This window comes from Shewanella sp. Scap07, from assembly GCF_013394145.1.
Lineage (GTDB): Bacteria > Pseudomonadota > Gammaproteobacteria > Enterobacterales > Shewanellaceae > Shewanella > Shewanella waksmanii.
On record NZ_CP041329.1, the window covers coordinates 1,747,199 to 1,769,999 of the forward strand.

Sequence of the window (22,801 nt, forward strand, 5' to 3'; positions counted from 1 at the left end):
GCTTCTCTTAAAAAAGTGTCATAAGGATAAATAAACAACGCCTAAATGGCACATGTTTTTTAGTATTTGGATCTTATATTCGCAGTGGTTGGAGCAGTTTAGCGTTTGTAAGAGAACATTTCTTGCTCTTGTATTAGCCGCTGGGTGTATTCGTGTTCCGGTGCCGAGAATAGTTTTTTTGTGGTGGCCTTTTCTACCATCTTACCATTGTGTAGTACCATCACTTTATCACTGAACTGACGCACAATATTCATGTTGTGCGAGACAAAGATATAAGATAAACCCATCTCTTTTTGCAATTTTAATAGTAAGTTTAATATCTGCGAGCGAACTGACAGGTCTAACGCGGTTAGGGCTTCATCGGCAATAATAATCTTAGGGTTAAGCATTAGAGCACGTGCTACGGCAACGCGCTGCTTCATCCCTTCTGAAATCATATGCGGATAAAAATCTACGTGTTCAGGCAGTAACCCCACTTTTCTCAAGCGGTCGATGACTTGTTTACGTCTTTCCGCTTCATTTAGCTCGGTATTAAACTTCAGCGGTTCATCTAATAGATCGCCGATGGTTAGTTTTGGGTTCAGTGAGGTGTTAGGATCTTGGAAAATCATCCTAATCAACTTACAGCGTTGCTTTAGGTTGCGACTTTCTAATGCTTCACCTTCAAATAGAATTTCACCACTGGTGCGCACCTCAGCGCCAACTAAAACCCTAGCTAAGGTACTTTTACCAGAGCCAGCTTCGCCAACAATCGCTAAGGTCTCACCTTTATTGAGCTCAAATGAAATCGGCTCTAGTGCGCGGTTATATTGGCGCTTAAAGCGTTTATATCCGGTAAAGAATGACTTACTCAGCTGATCAACTTTTAGTAGCGGTGTCGTCATAGCAGGGCTCTTCGTGATACGGGAAATGGCAAGCAAACTCACGGTTTTTCTTACGGCAAAGTAGTGGTTGAGCCACGCAGCGTTTCTGTGCCTCTGGACAACGAGGTCCAAGACGACAGCCTATAGGCAGATGTTGCAACGCCGGAGCAGAACCGGGTAGTGTTTCCATCATCATTTTATGATATTCAGGATTGCTATGATCTGGAATGTTATCGAGCAAAGCGCGGGTATAGGGGTGATAGGGCGTCTCTATCACTTCGGCGGTAATTCCCGATTCCATAATTTGTCCGCAATACATCACAGATAAGCGGTCGCTCCAGCGTGACAAGGTGTCTAATTCATGACTGATCAGCAAAATAGATACGTTATGCAGTTGATTGAGTTTACTTAGTAGGCGGAAAATCTGCGCTTGAGTGCGCAGCTCCATTGAGTTGGTAGGCTCGTCAGCAATTAGTAACTTAGGTTGGTTTGCGACAGCTATTGCAATCATTACCTTCTGACAAATACCATCGGAGAGTTCCCAAGCAAAGCTTCCCATGACCTTTTTGGGGTTCTTAATCCCCACTTTATGTAGCCACTTCTTTGCATTGAGCTTCTTATCTTGGCCACGACGCCACCATGGGATATCGGGGTTGTCTGGCATCGCTTCAATAATCTGGCTACCGACTGACTTGGCCGGGTCGAGGCTGCTAATAGGATCTTGAAAAATCATCGCGATTTCTGAGCCCATTAAGCTACGACGCTGCTTAGTGCTCATGTCCATCAGGTTTTCACCATTCCACATCATGCGGTCCGCGGTGATTTTCCAGTTATGGCCGCCAATGCCCAATATGGCTTTAGCTAACAAGCTGCGCCCAGAGCCTGATTCGCCCATTAAGCCGTGAACTTCGCCAGGGTTTAAAGTTAAACTCACCCGCTCAAGTGCTTTAACACGGCCATGTGGCGTATCGAGTTCAATGGTGAGGTTGCGAATATCAAGTAATGGCATCGTTAAACCTCTAGTGCTTGATAGGAGATAGGGCCGAACGTAGGCCATCTCCCACCAAGTTAATCGCTAATACACTACATAAAATAGCTACACCCGGTATGGTGACGGTCCATGGCGCAGTAAGCAGATTATCCATGCCTTGTGACACCATTGCGCCCCATTCAGGGCTGGGTGCTTGCGCGCCTAGGTTGAGAAAACCCAGTGCGGCGATATCCAAAATAGCGGCTGAGATACCTAAGGTGGTTTGAATAATTACGATATCCCACACATTAGGCATAATGACATACCAAAAAACCTGCAATGGGTTGGCACCATCTAATCGAGCCGCCGTCACGTACTCTTTTTGCAGCTCTTCATGTACCGCTTGATGGATCGCGCGAATGAACTGTGGCGTTAAGGCGATACCTACCGCCCAGAATACATTGCTCAAACCCGGCCCCATCACGGCGACCACTAAAATCGCCATTAAAAGTGACGGAATAGACAGTAAAGCATCTAGTAGGTGGCTTAAAATACTGGATTTTAAGCCCTTCATCATCCCTGAGATGGCTCCGATGACAAACCCCACAATGAGTGAAGCGAAAACGATTCCCAGCGCCATACCAAAGGTTAAATGCGCACCATGCAGTAAGCGGCTAAAAATGTCGCGGCCTAAATCGTCGGTGCCAAGAAAGTGATCGACCGTACCGGCAGGATCCCATGACGGAGGCAGCAGCAGGGCGTTAGGGTCTTGTGCTTCAGCGCTATAGGGCGCAATAAAAGGCCCAAACACCGCAAGCAATATAAACGCGCAAACCACCCATAAACCTGCAAATGCGAACGGATTATCGGCAAAAGCATGCCAAATACGCCGCATAGGTGAGGGGATGTCGTCCTCTTGGTAGATGTTAACTTGTGGCATACATCTCCTTGCGACTGATTGGATTGATAGCCGTGTGCATCACTTCGATGAGAATACTTAAAAAGATAATAATTAGCGCCACGCTGAGTATGCCGCCTTGAATAACTGTGTAATCACGCTGATAAATGCCAGAAACCAACCAAGCGCCTACTCCCGGCCAAGCAAAGATTACCTCTACTACCATGGCGTAACTTGAAAAAGCGCCGAGCATGAGGCCCATATTTTTTAGCACAGGGATGAGGGCATTGGGGAGCGCGTGGCGAATGACGATTTTAGATGTTTGCAGGCCTCGCGCCGCCGCTGCTTTAATATAGGTTTCTTCCATAATGCTTAACATGGCAGTACGCGTGATACGCACGACAACGGTAAACGGCAAAACAGCCAAGGTAATGGCCGGCAAAATAATATGTAGCACCGCATCAGTGAACGCTGACATTCGATATTGAGAGTCTGACAAAAGGGTATCTATCAGTAAAAAGCCGGTTACGGGTTCGATTTCATAAAGCAGGTTTATTTGCCCTGAAATGGGCAACCAGCCGAGTTCGACCCCAAACCATAAAGACAAGGTTAACCCTAACCAAAACACCGGAATAGAGTAGCCTGTTAGGGTGATTGCCATGATGCTGTGTTGGGTGATTTTATTTTTACTCAGCGATGCCAGTACGCCCAAAGGGATGCCACACAGCAAGGCAAGAATCGCCGCGACTCCGGCAAGCTCAAACGATGCAGGTAACACTTGTACAAGCTCATCTAAGACAGGCTGGTTAGAGGTGGCTGAGACCCCTAGATTGCCGCTAAGCCTTTGTTGTAGGTACGCTGTGAACTGACTTAAATTGCCCTCATCAAGCCGATAGTCAGCGGTGATTTGTGCCACTTGTTCTGGTGTGGGCGAATGAATGCCGGTTAAGGCAAACTTATGCTCAACCGGGAAACGGCTAGTTGCAACAAACAACACCAGAATTAACACCAGTGAGGTGGCGAGAAATAGATTAAGACGGCGTAACAAATAACGGGTCATGGCTGCGTGCTCATGTCGGCCGGTTTTTGGCTGGAATGATTAAAAGAGATCCCACCAAATGGCGTTAATTTTGAATTGTTGACCTTTTTCTGCTTAAACACCAGTCGTGTGGCATGGGCAAAAGGCAGCACCGGGACTTGCTCAGCCAGGTAAAGTTCAGCTTGTTGATACAGCGCGGTTCGTTGCGGTTTATCGGTAATCGACTTGGCCTGCTGTAATAGTGCATCAAACTGGCTATCACACCAGCGCGAGCGATTACTATTATATTCCACTGACTTGCAGCTAAGAATTGGGGTAAAAAAGTTATCGGGGTCGCTATTGTCGGCGTTCCAGCCAATCAATACTGAATCATAACTACGACTAGATAGCTTTTGATTAAACACACTCCAATCGTAGCTAACAATATTGGCTTTCACATTAATATTGGCTAAATCGGCTTGAATGAGCTCAGCGGTTTTATGGGCATTGGGGTTATATATCCGCGCAACGGGCATTGCCCAAATGTCGATGCTTAGCTCGGTGATCCCCGCTTGGGCAAGCAGATCTTTAGCTTTTTGTGGATTGTAATCAATCATACTGTCGTTGGCGTTATAAGCCCAGGAAGGTGGCGGTAACATCCCTGTGGCGGCAACGGCGGTCTTTTGGTACACAGCGCGCAAGATATTTTCTCTGTCGACGGCATGAGCCAGCGCGCGTCTTACGCGCACATCATTAAATGGAATGCGCTCGGTATTGAATGCCCAGAAAGCCACATTAAACCCGGGTAGTGAATCGACCTCTAACGCTTCTTTGTCCAGAATAACCGGGATTTCGCCCGCTTTAGGCAATGCTGAGACATTGCAATCACCGGTGATTAACTTGGCCAGCCGAGAAGTGCTTTTAGGCGTAATATCAAATACTAACCTTTCAGCGTCTGGCTGTGCTTGCCAATAGTGTTCGTTGCGGTGGTAACGAATAAAATCATTTTTGACGTATTGCACTAGTTTGAACGGACCGGTACCAATGGCGAGTCTATCAAGCTCATCTTGTTGATCTTGCTGGCTGAGTTGTTGGGCATATTCTGCCGACAATATTACCGCAAATCCGGTGGCCAGATTGGCAAGAAACGAGGCATCAGGGCGACTGAGATGAAATGCAACTTGATGGTCACTGACTTTTTCAATGTCATCAATTAACTGTGAAAAACCGATACTTTGGAAAAATGGATAACCTGTTTTCGATACAAAGTGGTACGGGTGGCCTTCATCAATAATGCGATTAAATGAAAACAATACATCATCGGCATTAAACTGGCGGCTTGGGGTAAAGTTATCAGAATGGTGAAAGTTGACGTTGGTACGAAGGTCGAAGGTATAGGTCAGGCCATCGTCACTGATGTTCCAGCGAGTTGCTAACGCCGGTTCAACCACACCTGAAGCGGCATTATAGTTGACTAAACCATCATAAATCTGCTGCGAGGTGGCATCAACTGTGGTTCCGGAGGTGACCAGTTGTGGATTAAATGACTCAGGGTTTCCTTCTGAGCAATAAACAATTCCACTGGGAAGTTTCTGTTGATCACAGCCAAGCAGCTGCAAGGTGCTAATACACAGAGCCAGACCAAGAGGTAAACGCTTTTGCAGCACTTTCATCAATTGATGCACATTGTTTGAATTTATTAAAACATTTTAACAGTGTGTTCGTGCTAGTAGCAAACCTCTTGTTCCCTGTCGTTTAGCTTTTGTCCAATAAATTGTACTTCTTTAGAATACCGCGCAGCTGGTGATAACTTAATCCGAGCAACTCTGCTGTTTTCTTTTGATTGAATTGCCCTGCTTCTAATGCTTGCTGTATTAGCTCAACCTCTTTGCTTTCGCAATGCTCTTTAAAATCAAGGGGGAAGCTGATTTTGGCACTTGGCTGTGGTGTGCTTTCAGGTACTGATTCGACTGGCGACTCCTTGTTGCTATCACTAGGGGCCTGTCGTGATAGGGTTTTAATTCGCTTTTTTGGCCTAAACGGTGAGGCAAAGGGGTCAATGACGATGTCATCAATGGCGGCATCTAAATCGGTATTACGGTAGACACTGCGCTCGATGACATTTTTAAGTTCACGAATATTGCCCGGCCAAGCGTAATCCATTAACTGCTCAATGGCAGCCGGTGAGAACCCTTCAAAATACTCATGCTTTAATTGGCGAGCCATGCCAACGGCGAAATATTCAGCCAACGGCATGATATCTTCTTTACGATGACGAAGTGGTGGCAGGGTGATCACATCAAATGCAAGGCGGTCGAGTAAATCGGCTCTAAACTCGCCCGCTTCGGCCAATGACGGTAAATCTTCATTAGCTGCGCATACTAAGCGCACATCAGTTTGTACTGTCTTGCTGCCACCGACTCGCTCAAACTCACCATATTCAATAACGCGTAGTAACTTTTCTTGAATAAGACCTGAGGTATTAGCAAGCTCATCTAAAAACAGCGTACCGCCATCTGCTCGTTCAAACCGACCTTCGTGCTTCTTGCTCGCCCCAGTAAAGGCGCCAGCGTCATGGCCAAATAATTCACTTTCAAGTAAATTTTCGCTTAAGGAAGAGCAATTAAGCTTAATAAAGCTTTGATCCCAGCGCTTAGAAAGATAGTGTAGTCGCTCAGCGATTAGCTCTTTACCTGTGCCGCGCTCACCAATGATGAGCACCGGCTTAGAAAGCGGCGCGATTTTCGAAACATGTTCAAGGACTTCGAGTAACGCGTTCGATTGTCCGATGAGATTGTCTTGCTGAAATTGATTAGCCACTTTATTTTTTAGTCTTTCACACTAATAATTGGTGAAAATAATAATAAATGGCTCTGTTAATAAAATAAAGAAAAAGTTAAAATCTAGGTTTAACCGTTGATAATAAAGGGTTTGTAAAAGTTGGCACGGAAGATGTATTAATTACTTTCGAAACCAACATTATAAATTGAGGACAACATTATGGGAATTTTCTCTCGTTTCGCAGATATCATTAACTCAAATATCAGCGCACTGCTAGATAAAGCAGAAGATCCAGAAAAAATGGTACGTCTTATCATTCAAGAAATGGAAGACACGTTAGTTGAAGTTCGTTCAACGTCGGCCAAAGTACTGGCTGAGAAAAAAGAGATTCTTCGTCGCATTGGTAAAGTGCAAGAACAAGTTCAAGATTGGCAAGATAAAGCTGAACTTGCGCTATCTAAAAGTCGCGAAGATTTAGCCAAGGCGGCATTAGTTGAAAAGCAAAAAGCTAGCGAATTGGCTGCAACACTAGAACAAGAGCTAGTCGTGGTTGAAGAGCAGATTGCGCGCCTTAAAGAAGAAGTGAACTTGCTACAAGAGAAGTTAGCTGACGCTAAAGCTCGCCAAAAGACCATTATCATGCGCAAGCAAACTGCAAGCTCTCGTTTAGATGTTAAACGTCAGCTAGATTCAAGCAAGATTGATAATGCCATGAGCAAGTTTGAACAATACGAGCGTCGTGTTGAAGGTCTTGAATCACAAGTTGAAGCTTATGACCTTGGTAACAAGAAAACACTGCAAGATGAGTTTGCCGCTTTAGAAGCTGAAGATTCTGTTAATGCTGAACTAGAAGCATTGAAAGCGAAGGTTAAGGGTAGCCAAGCTAAGCCAAAAGCGAAAACTAAATAACAACGATTCAGAGGTGAGTTATGGATATGGATTTACTGATAGCCCCGATTATTATTTTCATGATTATCGTGGCACCGATTTGGCTCATATTGCATTATCGCAGTAAGCGCCAAGTGAGCCAGGGACTCACTGATGAAGAGTATACCCAGCTCAATGATTTAATTGCTAAAGCCGATAAAATGGCCCAACGCATCGATACATTGGAAGCGATTTTAGACAGCGAAGCACCACAATGGAGGAGCCGAGATGACGGAAGATAATCGAAGAACCTTATACCGCATTCCTCAGCAAGGTAAAATTGCCGGAGTATGTGCAGGGATTGCAGATTACTTCAATTTTGAAACTTGGCTAGTTAGAGTGGTAGCGGTATCGATATTCTTACTTGGTGGCTCAGGGATAGTACTGATTTTATACATAGCATTATGGATGATCTTGGATATTAAACCACTCAGTAATAGCACTAAGTCTGAATACAAAGAGATAGAAGTTAAGAAGAAAGTTTGGCAAGCAGGGGAACCCGCCAGAGCAGCGCTTAGAGATGTCAGTAGTCAGTTTCGTGCCATAGAAATTCGACTACAAAATATTGAAAGGCATGTTACATCGGATAACTTCGATCTTAAAAGAGAAATTAATAATCTATAAATCCTTTCAATGGGCGGTGTAAACCGCCCTTAATCGTTTCGGTAAGCCAATGAGCAATTTCAAGCAGTCATTCAAAAAGCTCTCACAGCAAACTCAATCCATTGTGCATCGCTCCTCGGATCGCCATCTTCGGCTAGCCGTGACCGGATTATCAGGTGCGGGCAAAACCGCTTTTATTACCGGGCTGGTCAATCAACTACTTAATAGCGGTCATACTGGCGAGGCAAATAACCTCCCGCTATGGCATGTTGCACGAGAAGGACGCTTACTCGGGGTGCAGCGTTGTTTGCAGCCGGATCTCACCATTGCCAGCTTTGATTATCAACAGGCGATGGCATCGTTGACTCAAAGCCCCGCTGCGTGGCCAGCTTCGACACGCAATATAAGTGAACTGCGCTTAGCGATTAAATACCAACCCGCGCGGGGACTGCTTGCCAAGCTTACCGATAGTGCCACCTTGTATCTTGATATTGTTGATTACCCCGGTGAATGGCTATTGGATTTACCGCTACTGAAACTCGATTATGTGCAGTGGTCACTAAAGCAGTCAGAACAAATCAGTACATTTTCAGTGAGTACTCACTATGACGAATTTAAAGCGCTACTTGATAAGCTATCTTTGACCGCAAGTGCCGATGAGCAGGCGCTGCAACAGGTAGCAGATGCTTACCAACAAGTGCTAAAAGATGTGGTTGAACAGCACGGTTTCTATCATGCACAACCTGGCAGAATGTTGCTGCCTGGCGAATATGCAGGCACACCGGTATTGGCGTTTTTTCCGTTATTGGGCCTGAGTCCCATTGCGCTAACAGAATTAGAAGCGACAGATAAAAGTTCCACGTATCACGTGCTGAAACAACGCTATGAAGCCTACACCAAACAAGTGGTAAAGCCTTTTTATCGTGACTATTTTGCTAAGTTTGACCGGCAAGTTTTACTGGTTGATTGCTTTACACCGCTAAATAATGGCAAGGCACAGTTTGATGATATGACCCAAGCGTTAGAGCAAATTATGGAGAGCTTTAAGTTTGGCCAATCAAATCTGCTGAAACGTTTGTTTTCCCCTCGCATTGATAAGCTGCTGTTCGCCGCCAGTAAAGTAGACCATGTCACCCGGGACCAGCAAGGTAATGTATTGGCGCTATTAACCCAATTGGTTAAGCAAAGTCAGCAAAAAGCCAAGTTTGATGGCTGTGAAGTTGAGACCATGGCTATCAGTGCTATCAAAGCCACCACATCAGGTATGGTGCGCCAAGATGGACAACAAATTGAGGTGGTGACCGGGACGGAGCTTGGGTCGGACAAGCCATTAACTCTGTACCCAGGTGATGTGCCAAAACAATTGCCTGATAGCCATTTTTGGCAACAACAAGGGTTTGATTTTAGGCAATTCTCTCCGCCCAGTGATATTGACGAGCAAACAATGCTACAGCATGTCCGTCTAGATCATTTATTACAGTATTTAACTGGCGATAAGCTGGTGTAACAAGGCTATCTCTTATGAGTGATGAACCGATTAAGGCCGCTAAAGTATTTGAGCATCAACCTCAGCAAGAGGTAACCCTAAAAGCGGCGAGCCATTTTGACAATGATGAGCTGCTCGATGACAGTAGCATAGAAGCCATTGTCGCTGAGGTAGAGCAACCTATTGCCTCTTTAAAACCGCAAAAGCGTAAGTGGTCACTGTTGGCAAAACTGTCGCTGCTTTCAGTGATGAGTTTGATTTTTGTTGAGCTATTTTTATCTTTGTACGGCGCTTGGCAGCAAAGTGGTCTGCTATTTGGCTTTTACGCAACGGTCGTCACCATTGTGGTGAGTTGGGCCTCAACAATTGCTATGAAAGAGTGGCGACAACTCAAACAGCTCAAGCAAGTTGAAGACAATCAGCTGATTAGTCAGCGGTTATCCCAAAGCATGCAAATGGGCGAGGCAGAACCGTTTATTGATGCTTTATTGCAACGTCAAGCGGTTGATAATCGTATGGCCTATGCCCAAAATGTGCGAGAAGAACACAATGATGCCGAGCGGATCATGTTGTTTGAGCGCACTGTGATAGAGCCTTGTGATTTGGTCGCCAAGAAACTTGTTCACAAGTACGCCACCGAATCAGCACTCCTTTTAGCCGCGAGTCCTGTGGCGATGTTAGATATGGCGATTATTTTGTGGCGCAATCAAACCATGATATATGACATTGCGCGCAGCTATGGCATTACGCTGGGGTATTGGAGCCGGATTAAACTCATCCGCGCTGTGATCGTTAATATTATCTACGCCGGAACCAGTGAAATTGTCACCGATATTGGCACTCAGCTATTGTCAGTTGAAATGACGGGCAAACTTTCTGCAAGACTTGCTCAAGGCATGGGTGGCGGCATCTTAACGGCTCGCTTAGGATATCAAGCCATGGCGTTATGTCGGCCGGTGGCATTTAGCGAAGCTAAGCGGCCTAAGCTTACTCAAATTCATCGTGAATTACTCAGTGAGCTACGAGATTTCTCGGCGGCAGTGCTTAACAAGAGCAGCGAACGTAACAAAGATTTTACAAACTCCTAGTTGAAAAATGTGCAGGTTAGGTTTACTCATATCACCACACAGTCCAAGTTAGTCTTCACTCGCCACCATCACAATAAACAATAGGCGAGCAACAAGACCTTGGAGAAAACCTATGCAAGATCGCTGGAAACAAGCGACTCAGCTTGTGCACGCCGGCCATGAAAAGGACCCGTCGGGTGCCCTTGTCAGTCCGCTATACCAAAGTGCCACTTTTACCTTCAGCAGCGCAGAGCAGGGCGGCCGCCGCTTTGCTGGTGATGAGCCTGGCTATATCTATACTCGGCTTGGGAATCCCACCACGAGTGAACTAGAGCGTAAAGTAGCCGTGCTTGAAGGCGCTCAAGCGGCAGCGGCAACAGCTTCTGGAATGGCAGCAGTCTCAACGGCGCTATTAAGCTATCTAAGCCAAGGGGACCATTTGGTGGCTTCCAACGCTGTATATGGTTGTACTTACTCGTTTATGACCGAACATTTACCGCGCTATGGCGTCAAGGTAAGCTTGGTTGATTGCAAAGATATTGCGGCGGTGAGCGCGGCGATAACACCGCAGACTAAAGTGCTGTTCTTTGAAACGCCAGTGAATCCTCACTTGGATGTTTTTGACATCGCTGCACTGACGGCTTTAGCTCGAGAGCGTGGCGTAGCCACTGTCGTCGATAACACATTTATGACGCCGCTATTGCAGCAACCACTTAAGTTGGGCGCTGATATGGTGATACACAGTGCGACTAAATACCTCAATGGCCACGGTGATGTGATTGCCGGTATGGTATGTGGCAGCCAGGAGATGATTGACAAGGCCAAATATGAAGTTTTAAAAGACTTTGGCGGGGTACTCTCCCCCCATGATGCTTGGCTGATTTTACGCGGCATGAAAACCTTAGATGTACGCTTAAGTCGCCATTGCAGTAGCGCAGGCCAAATCGCTGAATATTTGGATAACCACCCATTGGTCGACAAAGTTTATTATCCAGGCTTAAAAAACCATAAAGGCTATGCACTGCTCGGCAAACAGATGAAACAAGCTGGCGGCGTTATCGCATTTGAGTTAAAACAAGATTTAGCAGGTTCTATTGCGTTTGTTAATCGACTTAAATTGTGGACTATTGCAGTAAGTTTAGGCGATGCGGAGTCTTTGATTCAGCATCCGGCTTCGATGACGCATTCACCCTACAGCCCCGAGGAGCGTCAAGCGGCTGGGATCACTGATAATTTATTAAGGCTGTCGGTCGGTCTTGAAGATTGTGAGGACTTGATAGCGGATTTAGCCCAAGCATTTAAATAGAAAAAGCGCCGTAAGGCGCTTTTTAGTTTTGATTGCGAGATTTATCTAGATAGCAGAGACGAGCTCGATGATCTAGAAGCTCCAGAAAGTATGAGAGATAACATAAAGCACCAACATACTGATGAAGTTAATAATCACACCGGCACGCATCATCTCAGACTGCTTAATATAACCGGAGCCATAAACAATCGCATTAGGCGGTGTGGCGACTGGTAACATAAAGGCACAAGATGCGGCAATACCAATCAGTACAGACAGCATGATGGGCGATAAGCCTAGTGCTTCTGCAATAGCGGCGAATACCGGAACAAGCAGCGCAGCACTGGCAGTGTTACTGGCAAACTCAGTAAGCATAACCACAAAGAAAATCACTGCTAGGGTAAATAGTGCCATATGAGTGTTACCAAATATATCGGTAACCCAATGGGCTAAGAATACACTGGTACCGGTTGCTTTTAGCACAGCACTTAAGGTTAGACCACCACCGAACAGGATTAGCACGCCCCAATCAGTAGTCTTCTCAATCTTTTTCCATTCAACCAAGCCTAGGCCGGCCAATACCACAACGGCACTTAACGCCACTACGGTATCAAACTGAGCGATCCCGCCTAGTGCCGCCGAGATTGGCTTGCTGAAAATCCAGCAACAAACTGTGGTCAAAAAGATCAGCAAAGTGAGTTTGCCAGATAAAGTCATCTTTTCGTTCTGGCTTTCAATCTTACAGGTCACACTTAAATTGGGTCTAAAAAATAGATAGAGCGCTAATAGCATCGCCGGCAACATGAGTGCGACGGTGATTAAGCCAAACTCTAACCAATCACTGAAGCTTAGACCTGCTTGTGCAGCCGCAATTGCGTTTGGTGGACTACCGACTAAGGTACCGATGCCACCTATGTTGGCAGAGTAAGCGATACCCAATAACATGAATAGGTAAGTGCTCTTATGCTCTTTAAAATCAAGTTGCTGCAAAATACCCAGTGCTAGCGGTAACATCATAGCTGCTGTGGCGGTATTACTGATCCACATCGACAGTAGCGCCGTGATACCGAACAGAAACATACAAGCTAGGCTCAACTTACCTTTTGATGCGGTAAGCACTTGCTGTGCTATTAGCTTGTCGATCCCTTGATGATTCAAGGCTGCCGCGAGCACAAAACCACCAAAAAATAGATAGATAATGGGGTTGGCGAAATTGCCCATTGCGGTTTTAGTTTCAAATACACCTAGTAGCACGGCGAGTACAGGAATCATTATCGCCGTAATACTGAGATGGATTGCTTCAGTTAACCAAAGAATCGCAGCAAAAATAAGAATCGATAGCCCTGTGTTTACTCCAGGTTCGAATGGCAGGAAGTTATATAGCAATACAAATAAAGCAATATCAGCGAATAAGATGATTAGCTTTTTCTGCTGTGTTGTCACACTGCTATTGGCAGTTTCTTGTGCGGCATCCAACGACATGTAGGGCTCCTTTTTATTATTTGACGGCCAACATTATCCCAGCCTCTACGATTAGCAAAACGATTTATTTTGTAGTTTTTATTTCATATAAACAAAAACTTAATAAGATGCTTGTCACTTTTGCGTGTTGATTCGTGACTTGCGTCACCCTCTTGCGGTGATCGTCGATCAGCTTTGGTTTCAAATTGGTAATTTAGCGCTAGTGAGAGGTCAGGTTTTGGAATTTTTACACAACACGATAGTGTGATCTTGGTCTGGTTTTTTGCGGGTGTAATATGTTTGTAATCAAAAATTGGCGCTTTGTTTGAGCTTGATCTACCTTATTAATGTGGCCAAGGAGAAGGATCGCCGGCCACATGACTATTAAAGGATTATAAAGGAGATACTATGAAAAGCTTGCTTTTGTTAGCGGCGATAGCTGCCGCGTCTGTTATTTCACCTAGTGTGGTGGCTAAGGAAAGCCTTGAGTCCACACAACATGCCGCTGTAGCCCAAACCGTTAATATTAATACCGCCACGTTATCACAACTTGCAGCCCTCAAAGGGGTCGGTGAGGTGAAAGCGCAGGCCATTATTGATTATCGTCGTCAAAATGGGCAGTTCACTGATATTAATCAGCTGGCAAATGTGAAAGGGATTGGCAGTAAATTTATTGAGACCAATCGCGCCAATATTAAACTTTAGCAGACTGCTACACCTGAAAAGCCCTTTTGATAGGGCTTTTGTTTATAGATTCAGCAAACAACACCTGAATTGTTTGTTCGCTGTGATAATCACTTGATTGCTTGGCGACCTTAGTAGATAATGCTCGCCGTCTTAAGCAGTAATCTGTTTAAGAATCTATGGTGACCCTAGGGTCCCCCCGCAATGATAACTTGTGAACTCGGCCAGGCCCGGAAGGGAGCAACCGCAGCAGGCGACTCATGTGCCGGGGTGTGGCTCTAGGGGAACCTCCAAAACTCCAAGTACAAATCCGACTTAGTTCATTTTTGAAGTAGTTAAAGGGGCTTACTCGTCCCGCAATGATAACTTGTGAACTCGGCCAGGCCCGGAAGGGAGCAACCGCAGCAGGCGACTCATGTGCCGGGGTGTGGCTCTAGGGGAGCCTCCAAATTTAGACTCCCCATATTTCTATTATCTTATAGTCATCTTTATGACATGTAAGCGTTAAATTGATTCCTGTTCCTTTTTTATATTTGCTTTTAGGAATGCGCGCGAACGTTCCAGCGCTGTTTGGATCTCTTCTTTCATCTGCTTGAGCTCGTTATAGTCTTCAAAAAAGTAGGTATCAACCAAGTGACGAATATAGCGTACAGGTAGCTGGTTGAGTGTCACACAACATAAATCGGCAAGGTAATCTTCTGGTAACTCATCTAACAGTCCTTCATCAGACAATAACTCCATCAGTAGCACTTCATAATAGTTTCGGATCTCTAATTGCATAATCACTCCATGAGGTCTAGTTATTGGGCTGGTTAACTCTCAGTTTGCAGCCATATTTGATTGGCGGCAATAAAAAGTTGACTGTGCCTTACAGATAATTCTAGCGGGTCTTTGCTATATCCGCCTCCAATCACACAGGCAATGGGTATTTGCTGTTTTTTCGCTATGTTGAGTACTGCTAAATCTCTGGCAAGAATACCCGCTGTTGAAACAGACAAGCGACCTAAATCATCCTGTTGGTGAATATCGACTCCGGCATCGTAAATCACCATATCTGGCCTATGTAGTTGCACCAGATAACGAAAAACCGCATCGATAGTCTGCACGTAGGGATCATCTCCTAAGCCATCTTCAAGTCCGATATCATGATCTGATACTTGCTTACGGGCTGGGAAATTACTTTGACAATGCACCGAGCAGGTAATGATTTGCTCATTGTCTTGGGCCATGGCAGCAGTACCATCGCCTTGGTGCACATCACAGTCGAAAATCAGCACTTTATAATCATACTGCTGGTTGATCTCTTTGGCGGCAACAATGAGGTCATTAAAAATACAGTAGCCGCTACCAAAGTCATAATGCGCATGGTGATAACCGCCGCTGAGTTGAATCGCGATCCCGTGTTGTAATGCCTGTTGGGTAGCCAAGATAGTGCCGGCTACCGAATAGCAGCTGCGATCAACAATGGCTTTAGTCTGTGGGAAGCCGATCCGCTTAGCGAGACTGTTGGCGAGTTGCAGGGTTAATACCTGCTCAACATAGTCTGGCGCATGGTGCTGAGATAGCACCTGTAGGTCGAGTGCTTTTGGTGTTAAAAATTGATAGGGCTGGGCAATACCTTGGGACAACAAATATTGCTGTAAATTTTGGTACTTGGTTTGCGGAAATCGATGCTGTTTGGGTAACGCCAGCTGAGAGTAGCTGGCGTGGTATACCAAAGGGATCATACTACAGCTGTTTAATTGCCCAGCTCATGAACTCTTTACGGGTTGCTTCATCTGCTTGTAACCACCAATATTGCAGCATCTGCTCAGCATGAGTGGCATCACCACTTGCTTTAGGACTGTTGGCAGCTGGCGTTGTAGCAACCGCCGCTGTTGTTGCAGTGGCAGCAACCGTTGCGCTTTGTGGCTTAGGCTTACTAACCGGTGCGGTTGGTTGACCCGCCACTGCAGCGCCTGTAGCTGCAGCCGCAACGGTATCGATATCTTGGTTATTATTGCTGCTAGAGAATAAGCTGTCGAAGAAGCTTTCTTCTGTGTAGTCAGTTTGGGTTATTTTATAATTCACATTCCCTTTATCTTCACGGGTAATCACCACTTGTGGTGCCTTGGCGAATGACTTCGGACGTTTCACAACCCCTTCAGCTGGGGATAATGTGTAGTTGTAGTCGCCATCAACATCAATGGTAACGATGAAAGGTGAAGATTTGATAAAGCTTTCGCTATCACTAAAGTCATCTTGCACCATATCATGGTAACGAATGGCAATTTTATGTGAACCTTCGCTAAGATCGAGATCTGACTGATGACTGAACAGGCTAGTGTCTATTTTTTTACCATCAACGGCCAAATATTCAAAAGACATTGGAATAGATAAATTGGCTGCCATAGCCGATGATGCACCAAGCAATGCGAGGATAGCGGTGATTGGTAATAGAGATTTCATTGTTGCTCCTTAACGATTGTAACTCTTATATGGACGTTCGAATGCTTGAATGCGATCTTCGATATAGCTAATCGCTTGACGACATTTTCCTAAGCGGCGATGAACTAAAAGTATTTCATTTTGCAACGCAATTTTGTCAGCACTATGACAGCTTTCTAATTGACTTTGCAAACTTTCAATTTTCTGTTCGAACTTTGATACCCAGTTATGATGTTTTTTCAATTCATCATACATTTGATGGCTATTATGCATGACTCCAGCAGCTATCCAATTGAAGCCGCTTTCAGAGTGTGACTGCTGTCGCCTTTTTTTTGCCCTAGCAATTCGCGATGCCTTAGTTTGTTGCGCTGCTTTTACGTCAATATCGGTGGTATTCATCGCGCGCTTAACGGCGGTAAAGCGATCTTGTATCTGCTCGCAGGCTAACAAGATGGTATTGTTTGATATCTTACCTTTGAGCATTTTCTCAAGGTGTGCAATATTCTTGCTAATCTGCATAATGCACGGGCCCAATTGGGCGCCTGACTGATAAAATAACTGGTCGTTAAATCGTTCAGTATCTTGCATTAGTTTACTTTGGCTAGCGGGCAGGTGACTGTCATGTTGCAGCACTTCTTGCTCAAGTTGCTGGAGTTGAACCCTTAAACGTCTGACTAAGTCGGCATTGTTCATACCCACGCGCTCCACGCTAAATTGGCGGCCATTAACACCACCACGGTAATAAATAGTGGTTTGATAAAGGGTATGCCAAATTTAATGGCGGTACGTGCGCCAACAAATGAGCCTATCATCATACAAATACCCATACTTAAGCCAATCATGATATTCACTTGACCAAGAATAATAAATACGACTAAAGACGTGAGATTGCTAACGAGTGTCATCGCTCTGGCTAATCCGCAGCTATGTAGTATCGGTAACTGATGTATTGAAGTGCTGCTAATGGTCCAAAAGGCGCCAACGCCCGGTCCGGCAAAGCCATCGTAGAAACCCAGGGGGAAAGCCTGCAGCCACTGCTTATTTTTTTTGGGGGCTTTAGTCGGTGGAGAACAGTTTTTGCATCCCATGGCATTGGGGTTGAGTAAGGTGTAAAGCGCAATGGCAATAATGAGTATTGGCAATAATTTCTCAAGCCACTGCGTATTAATTAAATAGACTGCAAAAGTGCCGACAATGGCACCAAAAAACGTGGCGATGGTAGCGTGATACCAAAATTTGGGATTAAATAAATGCTGGCGATAATAGGTCAATGCCGCCATTGACGAGCCAAAACTGGCGGCCAACTTGTTAGTACCCAACGCTAAATGCGGCGGGATGCCAAGAGACAAAAGGGCTGGAATAGATAGCAGTCCACCGCCGCCAGCGACAGCATCAATAAATCCAGCGAAAAAACCCACAGCAACCAAGATAGCCCAGCTGCTAGGTTCTAATAAAAGCTCCAAATATTTTCCTACTCTATTACGCGGCGAAAGGGTGGTAAGCCATCTAACAATGACTTGCCATACCGTTTGGTCACTAGCCGGCGGTCCAAAATGGTGATGCGCCCGTAATCTTGCTCTTTACGTAGCAATCTACCACAACTCTGAATTAGTTTACGCGATGCATCAGGAATTGTAAGTTGTAAAAATGGATTTCCACCTTTTATCTTTATGTATTCGGCGTGAGCTTGTTCAACGGGTGAAGTTGGCACTGCAAAAGGTAGCTTGGTTATAATTAAATTGGTCAAATAGTCACCGGGTAAGTCAAGTCCTTCAGAAAAGCTACCCGTTCCAAAGACTATGCTGACCTTATCAGCGTCTATTTTTTGTTTATGTTGCTGCAGGATCTCCTGTCGAGACAACTCACCTTGGATTAATATTTGGCTATCGACTTTAGGTCTGACAATGTCTGCTACTTTTTCCATTTGCCAATACGAGGCAAAGAGCACCAAAGTGGCTTGTTCGCCTTCTATGTGCATTAAGATCTGCTCGGCTAACTCATCGGTATAGCGATCGTCAGTTGGCTCAGTGCGCATTTTGGGGATAAACAAGGTGGCGTTTTGTTCAAAGTCAAAGGGAGAATCCATGGCTAAGTAGCGGCTACCATCATTAATAGATAGACCTACTTGGTGGGTAAAGTGATTAAAATTATTGAGTGCCCGTAAGGTTGCACTGCAAAGCACTACGCCAGCGGCTTTTTCCCACAACAGGTTTTCCAGCATAAAGCCAACTTCAATGGGTGATGCACTAAACAGGTAGTCCGATTGTTTGCCGGTTAGCTGTTCGACCCAGCGAGCCATAGGGGCACCTTTGCTGTTGTCTTCTTTGGCCATCATCTTCCACAGCTTGGTTAAGTTCTCTAGCCGTTGGAGCATAAAGCCGGTTTCACTTAATAGTTGCTCCGATTGATGCTTGGGGAGTTCACCGTCTTTAATCGCCTCATTGAGAAGCACTAACATTTTGTTAAATTGCTTCAGTGCCTGATTTGAGCTGGTGGCAAGGTTTTCTGCCGAGCGCAGTAACACTTCTGGCAATTTTCCGTGTTCGAAACGTATGCGGTTTTCTGGATTGTCGAAACGGCTTTGTTGGCTATCGCAGTACTGCGCGACCTGATTAAGCTGAGTGGTTAGATCACCAACATGGTCTTGCATGGCTTGTGATGGCGCAATGATATGGGTACTTTTAAGCTGGTTTTGCAACTTGGCACTGGTCTTATTAATTTTCTCCAGCCAGTCAATTGCACCGCGCAAAGTCGACTGTGCACTTGAGAAATCCCGTGCGACAATTGGTAAATGATGTGCTTCATCAATGATGTAGTAGAGATCTTCGGGCTCAGGCAGAATCACTCCGCCACCTAACTCTAAGTCGGCAAATAACAAGCTATGGTTAGCAATGAGTACATCCCAATTATCAATATCCTCTCGGGCCTTATGAAATGGGCATTGACGATGACTTGCTAGCTGGCGATGACAGCTGTGCTTATCACAGGCGATTTGTTGCCAAAGGTGATCGGCGATGGGTGTGGTTAATGTATCCCGTTCACCATTCCAGCGGCCTTCGTGAAAGTCTTTTTTCAGTTGCTGTAACTCTTCCACTTGACTCGTGTCAGGTTTCGTTTGCCACATGGCCATCTGGGTGCCGTCATCGCCACCAATAAGCATATCTAATTTGGCTAGACACACATATCGTTGTCTGCCTTTCACTAATCCAAAACTGAAGTCTAACCCCGAATGCTGCAGAAAAAATGGTAAATCTTTATTTAGCAGTTGTTCTTGCAATGCAACGGTAGCAGTGGCGATGCAGATTTTTTTCTTACTGGCTAAGCCAAGCGGAATAGAACCCAATATGTAAGCAAGAGATTTACCGATACCAGTGCCAGCTTCGACGACTATGATGCGTCGGTGTTTGTCGTATTCACCCGCGAGAGTTTTAGATATTTCTGCGACGATATAGTTTTGCTCTCGGCGTGAACGGAAATTCGGCAAGGCGCTGGCGATGTCTTTATATATGGTACGAATTTGAGTTTTAACGTTAGCCGTTAGCATTTAAGAATACAAAGCAGATAAATAGAGCTGTACATAATAACAGTGATTACTTAGCCTAAGAAGTGAAATCTCGGATTTGGCGATTTATTTACCCAATCGTTCATAATTGTTAGCCACACCACCTAGTAGGAATCGACTCATTTGAGTGACACATTAATTGCAACCGCCGCTGAAGTTGTTCAAGTTCAAGGTCGTATTCTTTCTCGACATATTGTGCAGCAGCCCAACGGCAGTAGTGATTTGCATTTCTATATCAATACCAAGGGTGGACCACTGCGCGCCGAATTAGCGAATGTGGATTTAGTGTGTTTTTGTCGTCAAGAGGAGGCTCATCAGGTTAGTCAATTACCCGGTTGCCATCACGTAAGCATCAAACCCGTGGCACTTAAGAGTTTTGCCTCGCAACCTGTTTGTGCCATTTATAGTAAGAATGCGGCGATGCATCGAGCGGTGATACGTGGTGCAACGGATATAGGAATAGAGTTATTTGAAAGTGATATTCGCGCAGAGCATCGTTTTTTAATTGAACGCTTTATTGCTTTAGACATCGAAATTGTCGGCGCAAGGTTAGCGCCAACGTCGGCTTTACCGAGATTACAGATTGAGCGAGCAAGGAAAACAGATATTACGCTTGCGATGAGCATCGTATCACTAGATTTTGAATGTGCGATGTCGGGTGAATTGTACAGCGTGGCACTTTTTGGCCAAGCAAGTAACGGTGATGAACTCAAACATATCATTATGGTGGATGCACAGCGTTCGATGGCGTTGGAAAAACCAGCTGACAACGGCCAGTATCAGCAACTACATGAACATGTTGAATTAGTGGATGACGAGCGCCAGTTAATTTTGGCTTTGCTGCGTTGGTTCCAAGCCCATGATCCTGATGTGATTATTGGCTGGGCTGTGGTCACTTTTGATCTAGCGCTACTTTATCGCCGAGCTCTCAAGTTAGATATCCCACTCACTTTGGGTCGCGGTGGTACAAGGTTAGGCTGGAAAGTGGCTGACAAGTTTAGACCGGAAACGTTAGTGTTACCCGGGCGAGTCGTACTTGATGGTATCGATTGGTTGAAAGCCGCTTTTTATCAGTTTGACAGTTTCTCGCTTGAGAATGTATCGCAGCAACTGTTAGGCGAGGGTAAAGCCATTCACAATGTCAGCGATCGTGCCGGCGAAATCAGCCATATGTTTGCCCACGATAAATGGTCGCTAGCTTACTACAATTTAACGGATTGTCGCTTGGTATGGGATATATTTAAAACCACCGACTTAATTGAGTTTGCATTAGAGCGCGCCCGAATGACAGGGCTAGAGTTTGGGCGGGTTGGGGCTTCCGTTGCTGCCTTTAACAACCTATACCTTCCCCATTTACATCGCTCCGGCTATGTGGCTCCCAGTGCACCTGCAAGTGATGGCATTGAAAGTCCGGGCGGTTATGTGATGGATTCCATCCCTGGTTTGTACCGCAATATTATTGTGCTGGACTTTAAAAGTCTCTATCCATCCATTATTCGAACTTTTTTGATTGACCCCAAAGGGTTGGTTGAAGGCCTAGGTTGCGATAACGATACCGCTGTTGAGGGATTCTTAGGTGCCAAATTTAGCCGCGAATCTCCGATTTTACCTGGATTAATCACCGAGCTTACCTATAAGCGAGAACAGGCAAAGCGTGACCACAATAGCCCTCTGTCCCAGGCGATAAAGATCATAATGAACTCGCTTTATGGTGTGCTGGGGTCAAGAGGTTGTGTGTTTCATGACGCAAAGTTAGCCAGCTCAATTACGCTTCGCGGCCATCAAATAATGCAGCAGACTAAAGCTTGGATTGAATCACTAGGCTATAAGGTTATATATGGCGATACAGATTCAACCTTTGTGTGGATTGAAGATGAAACCGATAAACGTAAGATTGCGCAATTAGCTAACGAGCTGGTCGAAGAAATCAATCGACGTTGGAGTTTAGTCCTTAACGATGATTTTCAATTGCCCAGTTTCTTGGAACTAGAGTTTGAGCAGCACTACGAGCAATTTCTAATGCCAACTTTGCGGGGCAGCGAGCTAGGCTCTAAGAAGCGTTATGTAGGTGCCTACCACGATGATAACGATGAGTTGCAGTTGACCTTTAAGGGGATGGAGCAGGTTAGGAGTGACTGGAGTCCGTTAGCTAAAGAAGTACAACTTGCACTTTATCAGCGCTTGTTTACTCAACAAGATCCCGTTGATTACCTGAAATCGGTTGCTAAAGCACTGGTCAATGGCGAGCTAGATAGCAAATTGGTTTTTAGCAAGCGCTTAAGGCGCAATGCAAAAGACTATACTGCAAAGGCAGTGCCCCATGTAAAAGCGGCGACTATCGCCAGCGAAGTCAGTGGTGATGATAGCTATTTGCGAAAAGGGGCAAAAATTACTTACGTGATGACGTTGAACGGTGCTGAACCTGTCGATTATCGGCGCACTGCATTGGACTATGAATATTACTTACAGAAACAAATACGCCCTATTGCTGATCCTGTGCTCTCAATTTTGAAACTAAATTTCAGTGAATTGACCTCCAATCAAATGTCGTTAATTTAGCTGGCTAAAGTTTGCACCCGTCTTGATCAAATGTTAAAAAACGGTACAAGTGTTGGTGTATAAGGTGTTTGGCAGTTAATTTGATGATAAAGCATGCACTTTTTGTGACATTCGTCTTTGAGGACTTGCTAATCTTTTGCTAACCTCAGTTTCAGTTAGGAGTGAAACGAAACAACGGAATGCACATAAGTATAATTACGCAAACTGAAA

Annotated in this window: 21 protein-coding genes and 2 other RNA genes; 10 read left to right on the forward strand and 13 right to left on the reverse strand. The window is 45.2% G+C overall.

From position 1 onward, the window contains the following. Positions 1–98: 98 nt before the first annotated feature. The 6 genes from FLM48_RS07655 to pspF form a co-directional block, all read right to left on the reverse strand. The gene (locus FLM48_RS07655) at positions 99–884 is read right to left on the reverse strand and encodes an ATP-binding cassette domain-containing protein (RefSeq protein ID WP_028773499.1); all 786 of its coding nucleotides are present in this window, start codon (positions 882–884) and stop codon (positions 99–101) included. Next, positions 859–1,872, reverse strand: a complete 1,014-nt coding sequence (locus tag FLM48_RS07660; RefSeq protein ID WP_028773500.1) for an oligopeptide/dipeptide ABC transporter ATP-binding protein — start codon at positions 1,870–1,872, stop codon at positions 859–861. Before FLM48_RS07660 ends, FLM48_RS07655 begins: the two co-directional genes overlap by 26 nt. Before the next feature lie 10 nt (positions 1,873–1,882). Continuing rightward, positions 1,883–2,773, reverse strand: a complete 891-nt coding sequence (locus tag FLM48_RS07665) for an ABC transporter permease subunit (protein WP_028773501.1) — start codon at positions 2,771–2,773, stop codon at positions 1,883–1,885. Continuing rightward, complete coding sequence (locus FLM48_RS07670; RefSeq protein WP_179024242.1) at positions 2,760–3,791, reverse strand: ABC transporter permease subunit; 1,032 nt, start codon at positions 3,789–3,791, stop codon at positions 2,760–2,762. The genes FLM48_RS07665 and FLM48_RS07670 overlap by 14 nt, the downstream gene beginning before the upstream one ends. Further along, a complete protein-coding gene (locus FLM48_RS07675; RefSeq protein WP_179024243.1) occupies positions 3,788–5,422 on the reverse strand; it encodes an ABC transporter substrate-binding protein in 1,635 nt (544 codons plus the stop codon). The genes FLM48_RS07670 and FLM48_RS07675 overlap by 4 nt, the downstream gene beginning before the upstream one ends. A gap of 82 nt (positions 5,423–5,504) precedes the next feature. Further along, entirely contained in the window at positions 5,505–6,569 is a 1,065-nt protein-coding gene (pspF, locus tag FLM48_RS07680) for a phage shock protein operon transcriptional activator (protein ID WP_179024244.1), read from the reverse strand. Between the two features lie 180 nt (positions 6,570–6,749). On the opposite strand from pspF, the gene pspA reads away from it, so the two are divergent. The 6 genes from pspA to FLM48_RS07710 all read left to right on the forward strand — a co-directional run bounded on the left by pspA (position 6,750) and on the right by FLM48_RS07710 (position 11,919). After that, complete coding sequence (gene pspA / locus FLM48_RS07685; protein WP_028773505.1) at positions 6,750–7,439, forward strand: phage shock protein PspA; 690 nt, start codon at positions 6,750–6,752, stop codon at positions 7,437–7,439. A 20-nt stretch (positions 7,440–7,459) separates the two neighbouring features. Continuing rightward, on the forward strand, positions 7,460–7,699 hold the full coding sequence (pspB, locus tag FLM48_RS07690) for an envelope stress response membrane protein PspB (RefSeq protein WP_179024245.1): 240 nt from the start codon (positions 7,460–7,462) through the stop codon (positions 7,697–7,699). Further along, positions 7,686–8,081, forward strand: a complete 396-nt coding sequence (pspC, locus tag FLM48_RS07695; RefSeq protein WP_028773507.1) for an envelope stress response membrane protein PspC — start codon at positions 7,686–7,688, stop codon at positions 8,079–8,081. The genes pspB and pspC overlap by 14 nt, the downstream gene beginning before the upstream one ends. Positions 8,082–8,130: 49 nt before the next feature. Continuing rightward, positions 8,131–9,567 (forward strand): YcjX family protein, encoded by a 1,437-nt coding sequence (locus FLM48_RS07700; RefSeq protein ID WP_179024246.1) that lies wholly within the window; start codon positions 8,131–8,133, stop codon positions 9,565–9,567. 14 nt (positions 9,568–9,581) lie between these two features. Further along, positions 9,582–10,634, forward strand: coding sequence for a YcjF family protein (locus tag FLM48_RS07705; protein WP_179024247.1), 1,053 nt, complete (start codon positions 9,582–9,584; stop codon positions 10,632–10,634). A gap of 112 nt (positions 10,635–10,746) precedes the next feature. Next, positions 10,747–11,919: a PLP-dependent aspartate aminotransferase family protein gene (locus FLM48_RS07710; protein WP_179024248.1), complete on the forward strand. Its 1,173-nt coding sequence runs from the start codon at positions 10,747–10,749 to the stop codon at positions 11,917–11,919. A 72-nt stretch (positions 11,920–11,991) separates the two neighbouring features. Here FLM48_RS07710 and FLM48_RS07715 read toward each other — a convergent pair whose 3' ends face one another. After that, entirely contained in the window at positions 11,992–13,380 is a 1,389-nt protein-coding gene (locus FLM48_RS07715) for a DASS family sodium-coupled anion symporter (protein WP_179024249.1), read from the reverse strand. A gap of 387 nt (positions 13,381–13,767) precedes the next feature. Here FLM48_RS07715 and FLM48_RS07720 point away from each other — a divergent pair, with 387 nt between their 5' ends. The 3 genes from FLM48_RS07720 to ffs (FLM48_RS07730) all read left to right on the forward strand — a co-directional run bounded on the left by FLM48_RS07720 (position 13,768) and on the right by ffs (FLM48_RS07730) (position 14,483). Continuing rightward, positions 13,768–14,064 (forward strand): ComEA family DNA-binding protein, encoded by a 297-nt coding sequence (locus FLM48_RS07720; protein ID WP_028773511.1) that lies wholly within the window; start codon positions 13,768–13,770, stop codon positions 14,062–14,064. Positions 14,065–14,231: 167 nt separating this feature from the next. Beyond that, an RNA gene (gene ffs, locus FLM48_RS07725) (signal recognition particle sRNA small type) lies at positions 14,232–14,328 on the forward strand. 58 nt (positions 14,329–14,386) lie between these two features. Next, an RNA gene (gene ffs, locus FLM48_RS07730) (signal recognition particle sRNA small type) lies at positions 14,387–14,483 on the forward strand. Between the two features lie 64 nt (positions 14,484–14,547). Here the strand turns inward: ffs (FLM48_RS07730) and FLM48_RS07735 are convergent. From FLM48_RS07735 to dinG, 6 genes are read right to left on the reverse strand one after another with little or no spacing between them, the layout of a single operon-like run. After that, positions 14,548–14,823, reverse strand: a complete 276-nt coding sequence (locus FLM48_RS07735; RefSeq protein WP_028773512.1) for a late competence development ComFB family protein — start codon at positions 14,821–14,823, stop codon at positions 14,548–14,550. Positions 14,824–14,855: 32 nt separating this feature from the next. Then, positions 14,856–15,770 (reverse strand): histone deacetylase, encoded by a 915-nt coding sequence (locus FLM48_RS07740; protein ID WP_179024250.1) that lies wholly within the window; start codon positions 15,768–15,770, stop codon positions 14,856–14,858. Position 15,771: 1 nt separating this feature from the next. Beyond that, the gene (locus FLM48_RS07745) at positions 15,772–16,491 is read right to left on the reverse strand and encodes a DUF2057 domain-containing protein (RefSeq protein ID WP_179024251.1); all 720 of its coding nucleotides are present in this window, start codon (positions 16,489–16,491) and stop codon (positions 15,772–15,774) included. Positions 16,492–16,500: 9 nt separating this feature from the next. Further along, a complete protein-coding gene (locus FLM48_RS07750) occupies positions 16,501–17,163 on the reverse strand; it encodes a primosomal replication protein (protein ID WP_028773515.1) in 663 nt (220 codons plus the stop codon). Beyond that, positions 17,160–17,933, reverse strand: coding sequence for a TSUP family transporter (locus FLM48_RS07755; RefSeq protein WP_179024252.1), 774 nt, complete (start codon positions 17,931–17,933; stop codon positions 17,160–17,162). The genes FLM48_RS07750 and FLM48_RS07755 overlap by 4 nt, the downstream gene beginning before the upstream one ends. A gap of 8 nt (positions 17,934–17,941) precedes the next feature. Beyond that, a complete protein-coding gene (dinG, locus tag FLM48_RS07760; protein ID WP_179024253.1) occupies positions 17,942–20,014 on the reverse strand; it encodes an ATP-dependent DNA helicase DinG in 2,073 nt (690 codons plus the stop codon). A gap of 141 nt (positions 20,015–20,155) precedes the next feature. Between dinG and FLM48_RS07765 the strand changes: the two genes are divergently transcribed. Next, entirely contained in the window at positions 20,156–22,591 is a 2,436-nt protein-coding gene (locus tag FLM48_RS07765; protein ID WP_256871087.1) for a DNA polymerase II, read from the forward strand. The last annotated feature ends 210 nt before the right edge of the window (positions 22,592–22,801 follow it).